The 17,145-nt window shown below is 69.0% G+C and carries 18 protein-coding genes; 7 read left to right on the top strand and 11 right to left on the bottom strand.

The features are described from left to right. Positions 1 to 69: 69 nt before the first annotated feature. Positions 70 to 966, bottom strand: a complete 897-nt coding sequence (locus ACFYY8_RS11375; protein ID WP_390039620.1) for a DUF4429 domain-containing protein — start codon at positions 964 to 966, stop codon at positions 70 to 72. A 91-nt stretch (positions 967 to 1,057) separates the two neighbouring features. Between ACFYY8_RS11375 and ACFYY8_RS11370 the strand changes: the two genes are divergently transcribed. Further along, complete coding sequence (locus ACFYY8_RS11370; protein WP_390039618.1) at positions 1,058 to 1,594, top strand: GNAT family N-acetyltransferase; 537 nt, start codon at positions 1,058 to 1,060, stop codon at positions 1,592 to 1,594. Here ACFYY8_RS11370 and ACFYY8_RS11365 read toward each other — a convergent pair. The 3 genes from ACFYY8_RS11365 to ACFYY8_RS11355 form a co-directional block, all read right to left on the bottom strand. Beyond that, on the bottom strand, positions 1,591 to 2,004 hold the full coding sequence (locus ACFYY8_RS11365; RefSeq protein WP_352015481.1) for a VOC family protein: 414 nt from the start codon (positions 2,002 to 2,004) through the stop codon (positions 1,591 to 1,593). The genes ACFYY8_RS11370 and ACFYY8_RS11365 overlap by 4 nt on opposite strands. Before the next feature lie 14 nt (positions 2,005 to 2,018). Continuing rightward, the gene (locus ACFYY8_RS11360) at positions 2,019 to 2,390 is read right to left on the bottom strand and encodes a helix-turn-helix transcriptional regulator (protein WP_352015505.1); all 372 of its coding nucleotides are present in this window, start codon (positions 2,388 to 2,390) and stop codon (positions 2,019 to 2,021) included. A 104-nt stretch (positions 2,391 to 2,494) separates the two neighbouring features. Further along, positions 2,495 to 3,334 (bottom strand): SAM-dependent methyltransferase, encoded by an 840-nt coding sequence (locus tag ACFYY8_RS11355; RefSeq protein WP_390039615.1) that lies wholly within the window; start codon positions 3,332 to 3,334, stop codon positions 2,495 to 2,497. A 359-nt stretch (positions 3,335 to 3,693) separates the two neighbouring features. Between ACFYY8_RS11355 and ACFYY8_RS11350 the strand changes: the two genes are divergently transcribed. The 3 genes from ACFYY8_RS11350 (at position 3,694) to ACFYY8_RS11340 (ending at position 7,603) form a co-directional block, all read left to right on the top strand. Continuing rightward, a complete protein-coding gene (locus tag ACFYY8_RS11350) occupies positions 3,694 to 4,833 on the top strand; it encodes an SGNH/GDSL hydrolase family protein (protein WP_390039613.1) in 1,140 nt (379 codons plus the stop codon). 698 nt (positions 4,834 to 5,531) lie between these two features. Next, a complete protein-coding gene (locus ACFYY8_RS11345; RefSeq protein ID WP_390039611.1) occupies positions 5,532 to 5,666 on the top strand; it encodes a hypothetical protein in 135 nt (44 codons plus the stop codon). Positions 5,667 to 5,725: 59 nt separating this feature from the next. After that, complete coding sequence (locus tag ACFYY8_RS11340) at positions 5,726 to 7,603, top strand: pentapeptide repeat-containing protein (protein ID WP_390039609.1); 1,878 nt, start codon at positions 5,726 to 5,728, stop codon at positions 7,601 to 7,603. A 303-nt stretch (positions 7,604 to 7,906) separates the two neighbouring features. On the opposite strand, the gene ACFYY8_RS11335 is transcribed toward ACFYY8_RS11340, so the two are convergent. Together ACFYY8_RS11335 and ACFYY8_RS11330 are read right to left on the bottom strand one after the other, a co-directional pair. After that, the gene (locus ACFYY8_RS11335) at positions 7,907 to 8,299 is read right to left on the bottom strand and encodes an erythromycin esterase family protein (RefSeq protein WP_390039607.1); all 393 of its coding nucleotides are present in this window, start codon (positions 8,297 to 8,299) and stop codon (positions 7,907 to 7,909) included. 39 nt (positions 8,300 to 8,338) lie between these two features. Continuing rightward, the gene (locus tag ACFYY8_RS11330; protein WP_390039605.1) at positions 8,339 to 8,992 is read right to left on the bottom strand and encodes a CatB-related O-acetyltransferase; all 654 of its coding nucleotides are present in this window, start codon (positions 8,990 to 8,992) and stop codon (positions 8,339 to 8,341) included. Positions 8,993 to 9,091: 99 nt separating this feature from the next. On the opposite strand from ACFYY8_RS11330, the gene ACFYY8_RS11325 reads away from it, so the two are divergent. After that, positions 9,092 to 9,718, top strand: a complete 627-nt coding sequence (locus ACFYY8_RS11325) for a TetR/AcrR family transcriptional regulator (RefSeq protein ID WP_390039603.1) — start codon at positions 9,092 to 9,094, stop codon at positions 9,716 to 9,718. A 216-nt stretch (positions 9,719 to 9,934) separates the two neighbouring features. Next, positions 9,935 to 10,435 carry a MarR family winged helix-turn-helix transcriptional regulator gene (locus ACFYY8_RS11320; protein ID WP_390039601.1) on the top strand — a complete coding sequence of 167 codons (501 nt, stop codon included), beginning with the start codon at positions 9,935 to 9,937 and terminating at the stop codon, positions 10,433 to 10,435. Between the two features lie 57 nt (positions 10,436 to 10,492). Here ACFYY8_RS11320 and ACFYY8_RS11315 read toward each other — a convergent pair whose 3' ends face one another. The 4 genes from ACFYY8_RS11315 to ACFYY8_RS11300 all read right to left on the bottom strand — a co-directional run bounded on the left by ACFYY8_RS11315 (position 10,493) and on the right by ACFYY8_RS11300 (position 16,026). Further along, entirely contained in the window at positions 10,493 to 11,731 is a 1,239-nt protein-coding gene (locus ACFYY8_RS11315) for a hypothetical protein (protein WP_390039599.1), read from the bottom strand. 321 nt (positions 11,732 to 12,052) lie between these two features. Further along, positions 12,053 to 13,618: a M28 family metallopeptidase gene (locus tag ACFYY8_RS11310; RefSeq protein ID WP_390039597.1), complete on the bottom strand. Its 1,566-nt coding sequence runs from the start codon at positions 13,616 to 13,618 to the stop codon at positions 12,053 to 12,055. Between the two features lie 165 nt (positions 13,619 to 13,783). Continuing rightward, positions 13,784 to 15,004 (bottom strand): hypothetical protein, encoded by a 1,221-nt coding sequence (locus ACFYY8_RS11305; RefSeq protein WP_390039595.1) that lies wholly within the window; start codon positions 15,002 to 15,004, stop codon positions 13,784 to 13,786. A gap of 212 nt (positions 15,005 to 15,216) precedes the next feature. Further along, complete coding sequence (locus ACFYY8_RS11300) at positions 15,217 to 16,026, bottom strand: alpha/beta fold hydrolase (RefSeq protein WP_390039593.1); 810 nt, start codon at positions 16,024 to 16,026, stop codon at positions 15,217 to 15,219. Positions 16,027 to 16,177: 151 nt separating this feature from the next. On the opposite strand from ACFYY8_RS11300, the gene ACFYY8_RS11295 reads away from it, so the two are divergent. Next, positions 16,178 to 16,876, top strand: a complete 699-nt coding sequence (locus tag ACFYY8_RS11295; protein WP_390039591.1) for a pentapeptide repeat-containing protein — start codon at positions 16,178 to 16,180, stop codon at positions 16,874 to 16,876. A 2-nt stretch (positions 16,877 to 16,878) separates the two neighbouring features. Here ACFYY8_RS11295 and ACFYY8_RS11290 read toward each other — a convergent pair whose 3' ends face one another. Then, positions 16,879 to 17,124 carry a Sec-independent protein translocase subunit TatA gene (locus tag ACFYY8_RS11290; protein WP_390039589.1) on the bottom strand — a complete coding sequence of 82 codons (246 nt, stop codon included), beginning with the start codon at positions 17,122 to 17,124 and terminating at the stop codon, positions 16,879 to 16,881. Positions 17,125 to 17,145 lie beyond the last annotated feature (21 nt).

Here is a 17,145-nt window from a genome sequence, read left to right as displayed (position 1 = left end):
CGGACTCGCCTGGGGCGCTCCGAACCCGTTCAGGGCGGTTCGAACAGGTTCGGGTGGCACGGCGGGAGGTCACTCCTCGTTGAGGCGGGCCAGCAGGGCCTGTTTGGCGTAGGTGAACTCGTCCTCGGTGAGCACGCCGGAACGGCGCAGCTCGCCGAGTTCGCCCAGGCGGCGCAGGATGGCGTCGTGGTTCTCCAGCTCGGCCACCCGGCGCACGAGCTTCTCCCGCTCGTCCTTCGGGTCGAGGGCCGGAGTGGGCGCGACGGCCGTACGGCGTGGCAGCCGGGCGAGCACGGCGGCGGCGACCAGGACGGTCGAGCCTCCGTAGCGCTGCACCCCCCACGAGATGCAGTTGGGGTCCTCCTCCGGGGACTTCCCCGAGGGGACGCCGCTGAGGTGGAAGCGGAGCCGTCCGTATCCGATGCCCGACTGCGGAGCCCATTCGACACCGGTCACCTCCCGCAGCGGGAACATCCGGGACCCGGCGGACTGCTTGGCCGTCTTGGCGAAGCCGGTCCAGTCGAGCCAGACGGTGTGGCCGTCGAAGTTCACCGTGCCGTCGCCCGCGGTCGCGGAGATCGGCACGGCGGGCCCGGGCAGCAGGAATCCCTCGGGAAGCGTCTCCGGCGTCCGCCCGACCTCCAGGTAGGCGCGCACCTCGTCGGCGAAGTAGCCCGCGGCCCCGGTGCGGTCCTTGGGGATCGACAGCCGGTAGGGGTCGGCGGGGTCGGTGAGCCGTCCGGCGGCGACGTCGGTGAGCGGGTCGGTGCCCGGCCGTAGCCGGAGTTGCAGGTTGCCGCCCTTGCGTGCGGGCTCGAAGGAGACGCTGCTGATCGCGACGAGCGGGATGGTCAGCTCGCCGACGAGTTTGCGCAGCTCATGGATGTTCTTGTCGCCACCCGGGACGATCCTCAGGGTCTCGCCGTCGAATGTCCACGACCCGTCCGGGACGAAGATCTCCGCCATGCGGCCAGCCTAGTGCCCTGTGGATGGCCACTCGAAATCGATCACTTTTATTTGTTTGCCGCATATCGGGCTGGTCGGGTAGGAATCTCGCATGCTAAGGGGAAGCAAGGTAGGGCTCAGGGCTCGGCACGAGGACGACATTCCGGTCCTGGAGGCCGAACTCCACGGGGACGTGGTCAACACCTCGCGGGCCATGGGCCATCCGTGGCGGCCGATCACGCCCGGCTCGAAGGACTCACAGTTCGTGGTGGACGACAAGAACCAGCAGAACGTCCATTTCTCCGTGGTGGAGCTGGACGGCGGCGCGCTGGCCGGCTCCGCGGTGCTGTGGGGCATCGACACCCACAACCGGTCCGCGCACGTCGGGCTCGGGCTGCTGCCGTCCTCCCGGGGCAAGGGTTACGGCACCGACGTGGTCGCGGTGCTGTGTCACTACGGGTTCGTCGTGCGCGGCCTGCAACGGCTGCAGGTCGAGACGCTGGCGGACAACGTCGCGATGCTGCGCTCGGCCGAGCGCAACGGCTTCGTCCGCGAGGGCGTGGCGCGCTCCTCGGCCTGGGTGATGGGCGAGTTCCTGGACCAGGTGCTGCTCGGTCTCCTGGCCCAGGAGTGGAGGCCTGAGCTCTAGGACCGGCGAAGCTGCGGCCCAGAGAAGCGGATCATGTTGCCGGAGGGGTCGCGGAAGGCACAGTCGCGGACGCCGTACGGCTGGTCGATGGGCTCCTGGAGCACCTCGACCCCGGACACGCGGATCTTCTCGAAGGTGGCGTCGACGTCGTCGGCCTTGAAGAAGACGCCGTTCAGCACCCCCTTGGCCAGCAGGGCCTCGAGCTGCTCGCGGTCGGTCGGGTAGACCGTGCCGACCTGGTTCAGGACGATCTCGACGTCGGGCTGGGATGGGGTGGTGAGGGTGAGCCAGCGGTACCCCTCGATCACGACGTCGGACTTGACCTCCAGGCCGAGAACGTCCCGGTAGAAGGCAAGGGCCTCGTCCTGGTCGCGGACTTCGAGAAAGACGTGGGAAAGCATGAGTGCCATGGGAAAAACCGTACTCAGGCGTCCTCAACGGGGGCTTCTCGGATTCTGCTCGGCCGGGTGATGATCCTGGCGTAGCAGCCGGGCATGGCGGCGTTCCCGCTGTGGTCGCGTGCCCGGTAGGCGCTGGGGCTCTCGCCGACCAGTTCGGTGAAGCGCGAGCTGAACGAGCCGAGGGAGGTACAGCCGACCTCGACGCAGACCTCGGTCACCGACAGGTCGCCCCGGCGCAGCAGCGCCTTGGCCCGCTCGATGCGGCGCGTCATGAGGTAGTTGTACGGCGTCTCGCCGTAGGCGGCCTTGAAGCTGCGGGAGAAGTGGCCGGGCGACATGAACGCGGCGCGGGCGAGCGCGGGGACGTCGAGAGGCCGGGCGTACTCACGGTCCATGAGGTTACGGGCCCGGCGCAGGTGGGCGAGGTCCTCGGGTGTCACCCGGCCAGCATGCCACGACACGGGCCGCCCCACCCGGGACGGGCGGGGCGACCGGGGGCTCAGCGTTTGACGCCGATGCCGCCGTACATCGAGACCTCGTCGTCCCTGAGGGAGCGCGCCTCGTCGTCGGGGTGCCAGTGGTGCACGGGGACGAGGCCGGGGGGCACGATGTCCAAGCCCTCGAAGAAGAGGTCGACCTCGGCCCTGGTGCGGGTCTTGGAGGCGATGCCGCGTGCGTTGAAGGCCTTGACCGCCGACGTGACGCGCTCGGGGGCGGCGTCGATCGCGATGGTCGACAGGGCCAGGGCGCTGCCGGAGGGCAGGGGCCGCATGAGCTCCCTGACGATCTCGTGCGCCTCGTTCTCGTCGGGGATGAAGTGCAGGATGGCGATCAGGCAGAGGGCGACGGGCTTGCTCAGGTCGAGGGTGTTCTGGGTCTCGGCCGCGTTGAGGATGCCCTGCGGGTCGTGGATGTCGGCGTCGATGTAGGTGGTCCTGCCGGTCGGGGTGCCGACGAGGAGGGCGCGGGCGTGCTGCAGCACGATGGGGTCGTTGTCGATGTAGACGATCCGGGCGTCGGGGTTGACCTGCTGCACGACCTCGTGGAGGTTCGGCGAGGTCGGCAACCCGGTGCCGATGTCCAGGAACTGGCTGATGCCCAGGTCCGAGGCGAGGTGGCGGGCGACGCGGATCATGAAGTTCCGGTTCGCCCGTACGGATGTCCGCAGGTAGGGCGACAGGGCCATGACCTCCTCGGCGACCTTGCGGTCCGCCGCGAAGTTGTCCTTGCCCCCCAGCATGTAGTCGTAGACCCGGGCGGAGTGCGGCTGGTTGGTGCGCAGGTCGACAGGCTTCGCGCTGTCAGGCGTGAGTCTGGACCAGTCCAAGTTTCCCGACAAGGATGATCCTCCGGTCTTTGGCTCGACATCGAGTCATATAGCTATAGAGCCTGTCGATCATATGCCGACTTCACGCAAAGGGGGCGGAGAGGAGATTGCGGGATGAGAACATTTCATGCCTGTAGGGAAGGGCTCATCTCTCCCTGTACCCCCGGCGGGGACGGGGCTCCGGCTTGTCGCAGACCAGTTCGAATACCCCCTCGGAGGCGGGGGCGGCGCGGATCTCCGATAAATCCCGGGACGTCGGAATTCACCTGACGGGCGAATGCCGGACAGAAATCAATTCGCCTTTCCGGGGCTCGGAGACACACGACCTTCCCGGATGGAATATGGCGGTTTGGCCATGGGTTGGGGCGACTGTGACCACGACATGGGTGGCGGCCTTCAGGTCCGCGGTGATCGACCCCTCGCAGCTCTCGTTCAACCAGCCGCTCTCCTTCACGGACAGGACCCTGCGGCAGATCCTCCACCTCGACGGCGGGGGAACCACCCTGCGCGTACGGCTCAGCAACCGGTACGGCACCGACCCGCTCAGCCTGGCCGCCGCCCGCGTCGCCGTACGGCCCGCGGGTGGGCGGGGCGGGGAGATCGACCCCGAGACCGACACCGGACTCCGCTTCGACGGGCGGGACGGCACGACGGTCCCGGCGGGCGGCGAGGTCGTGAGCGACCCGGTCGAACTGGCGGTCGAGGCGGGGACCGACCTGGTGCTGAGCCTGTACCTCCCCGAGGAGACGGGCCTGGCCACCTTCTCCCACCAGCCCGCCGAGACCGGTTACGTGGTCGAGGGCGACGCCGTCTCGGCGACGACGCTTCCCGGCGCGCGGGAGGTCGGCGCGCGTTTCTACGTCACCGGGGTCGACGTGCTCGCTCCCGAGGGCACCACGGTCGCCGTCGCCTTCGGTGACTCCTGGTTCGAGGGGGTCGGCACCACTCCGGGCACCAACCGGCGCTCCCCGAACCTGCTGAACCGGCGGCTGGAACGGGGCTGGGTGGTCAACCAGGGCATCGCGGGCAACCGCCTGCTGACCGACGGGATCGGCGAACACGCCCTGGCCCGCTTCGAGCGCGACGTGCTCCAGGTGCCGGGTGTGAGCCACGTGCTGGTCAACTTCGGCATCAACGACCTGGGTCTGCCCGGCATGTGGGGACAGCCGCCCGTGTCGGCCGGGGAACTCGTCGCCGGGTTCACCGAACTGGCCCGCAGGAGCCACGAGGCGGGCCTGCGGATCCTCGTGGCGACCATCGGCCCGTTCGCCGACTCGACCTACCCCGGGATGGACTCGCCCGAGGTTCGGGAGATCCGGCGGACGGTCAACGAGTGGATCCGCGGCACGGACGTCTTCGACGGGGTGTTCGACGTGGCGGCGGCCGTACAGGATCCGGAGCGGCCCGACCACCTGCGCGCCGAGTTCGACAGCGGCGACCACATGCACCTCAACGACGCGGGCGCCCAGGCGATGGCCGAGACCGTGGACCTCGGCCTGCTCAAGCTCTAGGCGTACTGACCTGGGAGTTGATCGCGAGTCTTGACTGCGGTGCCCGCTGGGGCCGTCGAGGCAGGGCGGGCGCTCGAACCGCTTGTCGTGGTGGCGGTGGCCGCTGCCAGTGTCCTTGGTGCCGCGTACGCGGGCCGGGGCGTGCGCGGCCTCGTGCGGCAGGGTCTCCGTCGTTCGGCGGCCGCCCATGCCGATCGTCTCGCCGGAGGCGGACGGTTCCAGCGCTTATCTTTGGTGACTCTTAGTTGTGCGGCAAGTACTTCAAGTAGTGATGACGGCTGTTTGGCGCACAGTATCTGAGGGTCCGTACGGCATGTTGGGCAGGTCAGACGCGGCCGAGCGGCACTACCGGGCCGAGCGAGCGGTGGCCCCCGATGAGTCGGTGTCGTGGGTGGTGGTCCTCGATGAGGACCTGGAGTTGCATGTCGAGGCGTGCGCATACCTGGCGGGGCTGCGGGGGCGGGGCGGGCGTTCAACAACGAGAAGACGTACGCGGGCCGGATCGCTTTGTACTTGTCGTATTGCCGAGGTCATGGGCTGGGCTGGGCCGGCCCGAGCCTTGCGCAGCTGATGGCGATGATGCGCTGGCTGGTGGACGAGCCGATGCCGGCGCGATCACGCAAACCGGGCGCCGCGGTGCGGTATCGCAGCGAGGGCACCGCGAACGCGATCATGGGGACCGTCGGGGAGTTCCTGTCGTGGTGCAGGACCTCCCCGCGCTGGACTGGCAAGCCCTCGTCGACCTGATCCACCAGTTCTCGCAGCAGGAAACCGACCCTGAGCGGCAGCTCACGGCCTGGGAGGTGCCGGAAACCCTGAGACTTCTCGACTGATAGCCGCCAAGGTGTTGGGGAAACCTCCACGAGATCGAAACATCCCCGCAAGGACCGCGATGAAGCCTCTCTCGATCGTTGTCACTGTCGCCGCCGTGGTCCTCGTCGCGGCGATCGGCTGGCTACTCGGTCCTGGCGCTGCCTGGTGGCTGGTCCACGTCGACGGCGTCACGGGTCTGACCGGCAAGGACCTGGCCGCCGCCGTTGACGCGGTCCGCGGCCGCGTCCTGGCGGTCGCCACCGGCCTGGCCGCGCTGGCCGCGGTCTACTACACCGCCCGCAACGCCGACACCGCCCGGCGCACCTTCCAGCTCGGCGAACGCGGCCACGACACCGACCGCTACGGCAAGGCGGTCGAGCAGCTCGGCAACGCCGAAGCCCCCGTCCGATTAGCCGGCCTTTACGCACTGGAGCAGCTCGCGCAGAACAACCGCGCGCTGCGGCAGACGATCGTGGACGTAATCACCGCGTATCTGCGCATGCCCTACACGCCGCCCACGGACGATGATCAAAAAGACGCGGGGCCGGCCGTTCCCCGCGCAGCCATCGGCGGCAGGGCCGAGCCGCCCGGAGGCCGCGATCCACGCGAAGAGCGGCAGGTCCGGCTGGCCGCCCAACGCATCCTGACCACTCATCTGCGCGGTCCTGCCCCCGCTCAACGACGCCGGCGGCAACGCGCCACACCGCCACCTGACGAGTTCTGGCCCAACATCCTGCTTGACCTGACCGAGGCTCTGCTCATCGATTTCGACTTCCGTGAGTGCCGAGTAAACAAGGCCGCATTCGCGGGGGCCACCTTCAACGGCAACGCCCACTTCGAGGAGGCCACCTTCAACGGCGACGCCCACTTCGACGGGTCCACCCTCAATGGCGACGCCCACTTCGACGGGTCCGCCTTCAACGGCGACGCCCACTTCGACGGGTCCGCCTTCAACGGCGACGCCCACTTCGAGGGGGCCACCCTCAAACGCGGCGCCTCGCTCTACTTCGACGGGGCCATCTTCAACAGATGCGCCCGGTTCGGCAAGGCCCGGTTCCACGGGACCACCTTCGATGGCGGCCCCTGGTTCCACTTCGACCGGGACGCCCCCAAACGCGGCACCCGGTTCCGCAGAATCACCTTCAACGGCGACGCCTGGTTCGACGGGGCCACCTTCGACGGCGACGCCCACTTCGACGGGTCCGCCTTCAATGGCGATGCCCACTTCGAGGGGGCCACCCTCAAACGCGGCGCCTCGCTCTACTTCGACGGGGCCATCTTCAACAGATGCGCCCGGTTCGACAAGGCCACCTTCGACGGCGACGCCTCGTTTCATGGGACCAGCTTTGATGGCGGCGCCCGGTTCGACGGGGCCACCTTCGACGACGGCGTCTCGTTCCACGGGGCCATCTTCAACAGCGGCACCTCGTTCGAGGAGGCCACCTTCAAACGCGGCGCCTCGCTCTACTTCGACAAGGCCGCCTTCAACGGCGACGTCCGGTTCCGCCAAACCGCCTTCAACGGCTACACCTCATTCCATGAGACCCGCTTCAACGACAGCGCCCGGTTCGCCTGGGCCATCTTCAACGGCGACGCCTTGTTCGTGGGGGCCGACTTCGATAGCAATGCCTCGTTCGTGGGGGCCACCTTCAAGCGCGGCACCCGGTTTGTGGGGGCCACCTTCAAGCGCGGCGCCCAGTTCGACAAGGCCAGCTTCAACGGCGATGCCTCGTTCGTGGGGGCCACCTTCAAGCGCGGCACCCGGTTCCGCGGGGCCACCTTCAACGGGAGGACTTCGTTTGAGCGCGTCCTCCAGAGCCAGCGTGTCCACCTCGACGGGGCGTTTGTCGCATCCGAGGCCATCGGTGCCGAGCACGAGTGGCCGCCAGGCTGGCGGATGGAACCGGACGGGGAGGGGGGCGCCGTCCTGCGGCGAGGCGTGGCGCCCGACGCGTAACTGGGGCACGATGCAGGCCCGGAGGCCTCTGCCGGAGCAGGACAAGGGCACAGCTCGTGATCAGCTTCCTAGCTCACGAGCCTGCGGGCACCAGTGCGACACGGCCGCACTGCCGTGAACTCTATCCAGGAATCTCGCTAATCGGCCTGAACGCAGTGCCCCGCTCCAGTCTGTCGATTCATCCCGAGACCTCAGCCCTCTGCCTCAAACGACCCATGTGCTGAGTTCGGTCAACTTGGCCTACGTGAAAGAAGAGATCATCATCCTCTGACCTGCTGGAAGGGTCTTCCAACCCAAGATGACTCATCCCGCGGCGGGCAGGTGGGCCCAGGCGGGTGCGGCGGCGGAGGCTCCGGCGAACGATCCGGCGAACGATCCGGCGATCCTCACCGCCTGCTCGACGGCCGGCAGGATTTCGGGGTCGATGTCGCGCAGGTAGTCGGCGAGGGGGGCCAGGGCGGGCAGGAGGGAGCCTCCGGCGGCCGGGATGTCGATCCCGGCGAAACGCATCGGCACCTTGGCGGTGGCGTTGTGCCGGCGCATCCAGCGCAGTGGTTCCTCGACGCCCACCGGGATGGTCGTGGCGAGCTGAGCCGGCAGGTCGTCGAGCGGCGCTTCGGGGTCGAGGTGATCGAGCGGGGCGGCGTGGTCACGAAGCCAGCCGGCGAACGGGTCGAGGTGGGACGGAACGGGCATGCTGTTGAACCGATTCTGCGGTGCTTGGTTCGGGGCGGATCAGCGGTCGCGGAGGGCGGGCGCCGCGCGCTCCAGGTCGTCGACGCTGCCGGACATGATCGTCCGGACGTGCTCGGTGAGGTGCCCTGGCGGCCAGTCCCACCAGGCCAGGGCGAGGAGGCGGGCGATGTCGGCGTCGCCGTAGCGGCGGCGGATGAGCCGGGCCGGGTTGCCGCCGACGATGCCGTAGTCGGGGACGTCGCCGGTGACCACGGAGCCTGCGGCGATGATCGCGCCGTGACCGATGCGTACTCCGGGCATGACCGTGGCGCCGTGGCCGAACCACACGTCGTTGCCGACGACCGTGTCGCCCCGGCCGGGCAGGTTGGTGATCAGGTCGAAGTGTTCCGCCCAGGAGCCCCCCATGGTGGGGAACGGGAAGGTGGAAGGGCCGTCCATGCGGTGGTTGGCGCCGTTCATGATGAACCGGGTGCCCGTCCCCAGCGCGCAGTACTTGCCGATGACAAGCCGCTCGGGGCCGTAGTGGTACAGGACGTTGCGTGTCTCGAACGCGGTCGGGTCGTCCGGATCGTCGTAGTAGGAGTAGTCACCGATCTCGATCAGCGGCGACTTCACCAGCGGTTTGAGCAGAACCACACGCGGGTGCTCGGGCATCGGGCGGAGCACGGTGGGGTCGGCGGGAACGGGCGGCATCGTGAAGGCGGTTCCTCTCTGACGAACACAAGGCGACAACTGTCGCGTTAGGATGCTGGCACAGTCCTGCCGCCTTTCTCAACCGGATACCGATTGCCGATGACAGACCCACTGGACACGACGCCGGACCGCCGCCCCGGCGGCCGCACCGCCCGCGTCCGCGCCCAGGTTCTCGACGCGGTGCGCGCCGAACTCGCCGAACGCGGTCACGAAGGACTCACGATGGAGGGCGTCGCGACGCGGGCCGGAGTGCACCGTGCCACGGTCTACCGGCGTTGGCGCGATGTCGGCGGACTGATCGTCGACGTCATTGACGCCGCCGGTGAGATCGACTGGCAGCCCCCGGACACCGGCTCACTGCAGGGCGATCTGACGGCTCTCAATCAGGAGATCCAGGAATCCCTGGTCGTGCGGCCGTCGCTCGCCGTCGCCCTGATGGCCGCCTCGTTCCACTCGGAACAGGCCGCGCGGGCCCAGACGCGGTTGTGGGCGGACCGGTACGCCCAGTGCGAGATTCTCATCGAACGCGCCGTCGAGCGCGGTGAGCTCCCCGCACGGCACACGGACGCGCGGAGCCTGCTGGTCGCCGCCACGGCGCCGCTCTACCACCAGCTGGTGCTCCTGCGTGTCGATCCGGACCCGCGGCTCCCGAAACAGGCTGCGGAGGCGGCGGTGCTGGCGGCTGCCGCAGGTGCCTTCTCCGTCCGCCGGGAGGAGAGCGGGTGACCGAGGAAGCGAGGCCATGATCCGATGGGCGGCGAACGCGTGGCGGCGTTCGGTCCAGAGGTGTGGGGCCGGCCGTGGGCCCCTCCGGCACGACCTGTCACGATGTGATCCGCGGGCGCCCGGCGGCGCGCACCGGTGATCGCACGGGTACGGCCCGCCGCCGCTACCCTTGCCGACGGGAAGACATGGGCCGTGGCGCTCTGGCCGGGAGGTGCGATGGGTGACGCGGTGGACGCGTTGCTGGCCCAGTGGGAGCGGGAGCGGCCGACCCTTGACGTGTGGCCGATGGGGATCGTCGGCCGCGTTTCGCGCCTTTCCCGGCTGTTCGAGCGCGAGCTGAAGGAGTTCTTCGCCACGCACGGGCTGGAGCACTGGGAGTTCGACGTGCTGGCCACGCTGCGCAGGGCGGGTCCGCCGTACGAGTTGACGGCGGTGGCGTTGCTGCGGGCGGCGATGGTCACCTCGGGGGCGATCACCAACAGGATCGACAGGCTTGAGGCCAGGGGCCTGGTCGAGCGGGTCAGGGACGTCAGGGACCGCCGTCTGGTGCCCGTACGGCTCACGCCCAGGGGGTGGGAGATCGTCGAGGAACTGGTCGGACTGCACGTGGCCAACGAGGCACGACTGCTGGCCGTACTGGACCTCGACGATCGTGAACGGCTCGCCGGGACGCTCCGCGTGCTGCTTGAGTCCATGGGGGACGTCTCCGTGGAGTGACGGCGCGGCGGAAGGGGCCGGTCGGACCATCCCTCCCGCCGTCGTGTCCGCGGAGGATCAGTAGGTCACGATGTCCAGGCCGGGCCAGTCGCGGGTCGCGGTGCCGAAGTCCTGGAAGATGAGCCACTCGTTCGAACCGCCGTAGCCGTAACCGGTGACGGTGCCGATCGCGCGGGTCGCGCTCGATCCGTTCTCCAGGTTGAAGACGGGGCCGCCGCTGTCGCCCTCCCTGGGTCCCTGCCCGTTCTTCCTCGCGGAGATCAGGTCGTCCCAGCACTCCGAGTTGCCGTAGATGTCCTTGCCGCACATCCTGGTGAAGGCGCTGTCAACGGTGTAACCGCACCGGGCGCCGGTCGTGGTGCCCGAGTAGCACAGAGACTGGCCGGGGAAGGACCAGCCCCAGCCGACGACCGGTTTGGTGAAGTCGTTGACGCCCGGGGTGCCGTCCCAGATCCGGCCGACCACCCGGGTCTGGATGAGCAGCAGGTCGTGGCCGACGTTCTCGTGCGTCGCCCTGCCGATCTCCTCGCGGCCGGGGTCGGTGAACAGGTCGCCGGGCGCGCCGCAGTGTCCGGCGGTCAGCAGGAACTGGGTGCCGCCGGCCCGCACGCCGAACCCGGCGGTGCAGGTGTAGCGCAGCCTCTCCTGGCCGCCGCACGCCGCGCCGAAGAAGGTGTCGTGGCGTAGCGCCCCACCGCCGTACCAGCCGACGGTGTCGTCGCAGCGGGTGCTGGTCGCCTTGATCGGCTCACGCGGCTCGACGGCGACGGGCACCCCGACGTCCGGGATCGCGGTGAGGGAACGGGCCTGGGCGGGGTCGGCCAGCGCCTGCAACCCGCTGCCGTCGACCAGCGCCTTGACGGCGTGGATCCGGCCGCCGTGCTCGATGCCCGCGCTCTGCCACAGCCTGTCCGAGGCGGTCCGCAGTTCGGCCCTGGAGTGGGTCGCGGGGCGTACGTCGACCGGCACGCCCGCCTGGCGGACGGCCCGCTCGATCCGCCCGGGCGGTGTGCCCTTCCACCACAGGACCAACCGGTCACCGGAGATCTCCAGCCCCGTGTATCCGGCCTCCCGGCCGTCCTCGACGAGGTTGCGGATCTTGGTGCCCGCCCGGACGAGCGTCTGCTGCCGCTCCATGAGCGCGCGGTCCTCGGGGGTGAGGTAGTCCGGCGGCTCGGTGGGGGCCGGGGGGACGGGCTTGGCGGAGGGAGCGGTGTGGCCGGTGAGGAGGTCGGCCGAGGCGGACCCGGCCCCCGTGGTGGTCGTCACGGCGGTGAGACAGAGTCCCAGCATCACTGCGGCGACGCTCTTTCTGGTGAATGAGAACACAAGAACCCCGTTTATCTTCGGTCCGAAAAGGACGTCCAAGATCTACGAGCGTTCCGCTACACAGAAAACAAGATCCAATGTCCGGGGGATGAACAGGGACGGAACAGGGGCGGTTCATCGATCGTCGAAATGATGAAGGACGGCCGCTGACCTGCCGGACGTCCGATTTCCCAAAGCCGAAGCCGAAGCCGAGGCCGAGATCGCGGTCGGTCCGGGGCCGTGACGTGGGACGGCCCCCGGTCGGGTGACCGGAGGCCGTCGGGAGTCTCGCCGGGGTCGTGTCCGTCGTCAGCCGCTGACGCGGCCGTCGGCGGCCACGGAGGCCAGGGTCTTCTTCTGGGGGGCGGCCGCGGCCGGAGCCCCGGAACCGGGCAGGTTCCTGCTGAAGCCGTACACCACGGCGGCGGTGGCGATCGCGCCGGTGTTCAGCGCGAGGGCCTTGTCGCTGATGTTGGCGACGGTGTCACAGGCCTGGTGGTAGCACCCGTCGTACGGCTGGCCCGCGACGCCGCCGAACAGCGCGGCCTCCTCGGCCGTCTTGATGCCCTCGGCGCCGGTGAACAGGCCACCGGAGGGGATGCCGACCTCGATGAACGGTCCGTAGTCGGAGCGGCCGTCGAAGTCGGTGCCGTTGTGGGGCTGGCGCAGGGTGTCGAAGTACTTCTCGAAGAGCTTCTCGATCTCGGCGGAACCGGCGGGACCGGCGGGCGAGCCCGTCTGGTCGGAGTCGTCACCGTCGTAGATCTTCAGCGCGTAGTTGGGGGAGGCGACCATGTCGAAGTTGAGGTACAGCTTGACCTTCGAGCGCTGGTCGGCGGGCAGGTTGTCGACGTAGTACTGGGAGCCGAGCAGGCCGAGCTCCTCCGCGCTCCACCAGGCGAAGCGGAGCCTGTTGGTCGTGGGGATCCTGCCGAGCGCCTCGGCGACGGTGAGGTCGGCCGCGCTGCCCGAGCCGTTGTCGTTGATGCCGGGGCCGTCGACGACCGAGTCGAGGTGCGCGCCGATCATGACGACCTTGTTCGGGTCGCCCCAGCGCGAGTCGGCGATCACGTTGTGGGTGAGGCGGTTCTCGCTGGTGGTGTCGGTCTTGATGTGCACGACGGTGCCGGCCGGGGAGGCCAGGTCCTCGCCGACGGCGAAGCTCGCCCCCAGCACGGGGATGGTCACACCGGGGCCGGCGAGCCGTCCCAGAACGGTGTTGGTACGGCCGGGCTGGCCCTCGTTGAAGATGATGACCGCCGAGGCGCCCGCGGCCAGGGCGTTGCGCGCCTTGACCTCGAAGTCGCAGGTGCCGCGCTGGACCAGCGCGACGTTGCCCCTGGTGAAGCCGGCGAAGTCCGACGCCTCACAGCCCGAGGTAGAGCTGGGGGCCGGGGTCGGCGGCAGCGTCAGGTCCACGGCCTGCACGGTCCCGGTGACGTCGCCGGAGGCGGAGTAGGTCATGGTCGAGAAGTCGCCGAGGGTGGAACTGCCCGGCTCGGTCGGGGTGTACGTCTTGGGATCGGGGGAGATCTGGGCCAGTGTCGCGGCCGAGTTCTCGGTGAAGTAGCCGAACTCGAACGGTTGGAGCGTGACACGCCAACCGGCCTTGCGCAGCTTCGCCGCGACGTACTCGGCGGAGGCGTCATGCCCCTTCGTCCCCGCGGCGCGGGTCCCGTTGTTGGCGTTCGCGATGTTCTGCAGCGCCCGCAGGTGGTTCTTGACCAGGGGCGCCGTCACAGAGTTGACCAGCTGACTCTGTACGGCGCTCACCCCTGGATCGGCCTGGGCCGGTGGGACCAATGCGAGAGGCAGGCCGAAAGCCGAAGCCGCGGCGACGAGCCGGATCGCGTTTCTGCGCAGATTTGTGCGCATCTGGACTCCTCCACTGCTCAGAATTACGGAGAAATCTCCTGACGTGTCACCGGTGAGAATCGCGGCGTGACACTGAATGGAAACCTAACCGTCTGACGGCATTTGGGAAAGAGTCTTTTTTTCTGAAAGGCGAACGAGGCTTTTCCCCGCAGGTCCGAAGGTCCGTCAGTCGTCGTGGAAGTCGCCGGGATTGCAGTAGTCGACCTGGTTCGTCGTGGTGAACGGACCATTGATGATCTTCCTGACGAACCGCCCGGTCTCCAGGATCTCCTCGGCGGAGGCCTCGTAGGTGAACTCCTGCCCCGCCTGCAGTCGCCGGTCGCCGACCCGGATCGGCTTGTTCACCCGGTAGATCGGCGCCCACGGGCAGCAGTAGTAGTGCTGGCTCAGCACCGAGACGTCACCGCGCTCGATCCCGTCGTTGATGTCCTCCTGGAAACGCAATGTCTGGGCGGGGTTGGGGTCGTGCCGCCACAGCTCGGTGATGGACTCGCGGGCGCGCGCGTCCTTCGTCCACCGGTTCAGCGTCTTGGGGTCGGTCAGGCACCACGGGTCGAAGCCGGGCTGGCCGGGACGCGGCAGTTTCCTGCGCTGCTGCGGGGACGCGGGCTCGGTCGAGGCCGCGGGGGCGCCGCCCTGGCCGTACGTCCTGAGCAGGGTGGGCATCGCCACCAGTTGTCCCAGGTGGTGGTAGGTCTCCAGGGCGCCGCGCAGCCGTTCCTCGATCAGCTCGTGCAGCTGCGTGTCCGCGTTGGGGGAGTACATGTTGATCGCGTAGTCCGCGGCGGTCGCGGCCTGCGCGGCGATCTGCCGCAGCCGGTCGCGGTCGGCGACCCGCTCTTCGGGGACGCCCGCCTGTTCGAGCAGGCCGAGCGCCAGCTCCGCGTGTTCCTTGATCGCGGCGGCGGCGGCGATCATCGCCTCCAGGTGGGCGCGCGGGCAGGGCTGGACCTCGACCCAGCCGGGCAGGTCGGCGGGCAGCTCACGCAGGTCGGCGATCTTGAACCCGGGGTTGGCCGCGGACTGACGGGCCAGGGAGAGCCATCCCTCGACCTGGCCGAAGAAGGACCACACCTGCTCGGCGGTGACCTGCGGCAGGTAGCCGACCGTCTTGGCGTCGGCGCGGTAGTCCGCCTCGATCATCTTGTCGCCGAGCGTCTGCAGCACGAACGCGTTCCACGAGTACAGCTGCTGCGCGGAGACCGCCTCGGAGGCGCTCCACGGGTCGACCCCCTCGACCGCCATGCCCCTGCGCAGGACCTCGACCTCGTCGAGTACCTGGTAGACGCCTATCCCCGCCTTCTGTATCGCCTCCAGGGTGGTCGCGGGCACCTCACCCTTGAATCCCGCGATGACACGTGTCAGCAACCCCGGCTTGTCGGGCATTTGTCTCCTATCGTCTCTCCCCGCGATAACTGACGCGTGAACGGTCGGAAAGGTTCCTGCCCGGAGAGAAATAGGGTGAGATTTCGGTCATTTCATTCTATTTCTGCACTTCGCGAGAATTCCGGCAGTCCGGTATTCATGGTTTCGGCGTCCCGGGGTCACACGGAGACCCCTGTGCCCAGGCGCCACACGGCGACCTCGGCGTCCTGGTGTCACACGGCGACCCGGGCGTGCGCGCGGGCGAGGAAGGGCAGCAGGGAGCCGGCGAGGACCTCGGGGAACTCGGCGTGCGGGTAGTGGCCCGCCCCCTCGACCAGCGTCAGCGGGGCGTTCATCCTGGCCGCCTGGAGTTCGGCGACGGCCACGGGGTCGGCGAAGTCGGGGTCGGCGGTGCCCATGACGACCAGCGCCGGGCAGGTGACCCGGTCGAGCCAGGCCTCGCTCATCGGGGGTGCGGAGACGTAGGCGCGGGTCGCGTTCCTGCGGGCGCGCAGGGCGGCGACCGACCGGGCGCGGTAGTCGGCGAAGTCGGCGGGCGGCGCGCTGGGGTAGGCGGACTTGAGGTAGGCGCCCCAGATCGAGGGGAAGGCCACGACGGCCTTACCGACCAGCGCCAGCAGCGCCTTCTTGGCCGGCCCCGTCGGCAGGTTGGGGACGAAGCTCGCGATCGGCACAACCCCGGCGACCAGGGCGGGGGCCTCGGCGGCGGCGCACATGATGGACCCGGCGGAGTAGGAGTTGCCGACCAGTACGGCGGGCCCGGCGTCCAGGTGCTCGACCAGGGCGGCGATGTCGCGGCCCTGGGCCTCGTAGGAGTGGTCGTCCCACTCGGCTGAGGACTCCCCGCAGCCACGGATGTCCATGGTCGCCACGCGGTATCCGGCCCGCACGAGCAGCGGGCGCAGGAACCGGTAGGACTCACGGCTGTCGAGCATGCCGGGGATCATGACCACCAGCGGGCCGTCACCCTCGACGTCGTAGGCGATCCGGCCACCGTCGACCTGCAGGAACCGGGTTTCCATGTCTCCTCCGTGAGCACTCGTTGTTTTCGAGAGCGGCGCTCTCGATAGGACAATCGTGCCCTCCCGTGGGATGGAAGTCAAGAGCGGTGCTCTCTTTTCGCTCAGGCGATCTCGTCAAGAGTCGGCCGGGGCTCTGGTTGGATGTCTACGCATGGACGTCACGGAGTTGCTCGCGACCCAGCGGGACGTGGAGGGGCTGGACCTCTCGAACATGGCGCTGACCGACGTGCTGGCGGCTGAGCCGTACAGGTTCGTCAACTGTGACCTGCGGCGGGCCGACCTGAGTGAGGCCGTCCTCGTGGGGTGTGTGTTCGACCGGTGCGCGCTCGACGGCGCCGACTTCCGGGGCGCCGACCTCGACGGCGCCAGGTTCGACGGTGGGGGAGGGGCCGACCTCAGGTTCCTCAACGCGGAGCTGACCGACGCGGTCTTCGTCAACGCCGACCTGTCGAGCGCCCGGTTCGGCAACGCCCTGCTGACCGACGTGAGCTTCACCGGCTGCCGGATGATCGGCGCGACCCTCACCGGGACCCGGGGAACCCCGTTCACCGTCTCGCGCTCCAACCTCACCCTGGCCGACGTGTCCGGCTGCTCCTTCAGGAAGCAGGAGATCGAGGGCGTACGGTTCGACGAGGCCAACCTGTCCGGCTGCGACTTCACCGACGCCGTCCTCACCGACTGCCGGATCATCAGGGCACGGCTGGTGAACACCACGTTCACCAGGACGGATCTGCGGGGAACCGACCTCGGTCAGCCCGACGACCGCGACCTGCGCTCCCTCGCCGGGGCCGTCATCACCTCGGGGCAGGCGGCGGCCATCCTCACCGACCGGGGGCTGACGGTCCTGTGACGCTAGCCCTTTGAGGCCTGGGCGCGCAGGCGGGCGGCCTGCTCCTCAAGCAGGCGCGCCCGCTCCTCAAGCGAGGCGGCCGAGACGGGCCGTGACTCGTCGTCCTCGTGCGGCTTGGTGGTCTCCGCCTTGAACACGCGCAGTGACCGGCCGACGGACCTGGCCATGTCGGGCAGCTTCCTCGATCCGAAGAGGACCACCAGGACGAGGGCGATGATGAGGATCTCGCCGGTTCCCAGACCAGCCATGACACATCCTTACCTGGAAAC

Origin of the sequence: Streptosporangium sp. NPDC001559, assembly GCF_042893955.1 — a bacterium.
Classification (GTDB): domain Bacteria; phylum Actinomycetota; class Actinomycetes; order Streptosporangiales; family Streptosporangiaceae; genus Streptosporangium.
Note: the sequence above shows the minus strand (reverse complement) of the source record. Positions and strands in the feature narration are given on the sequence as shown.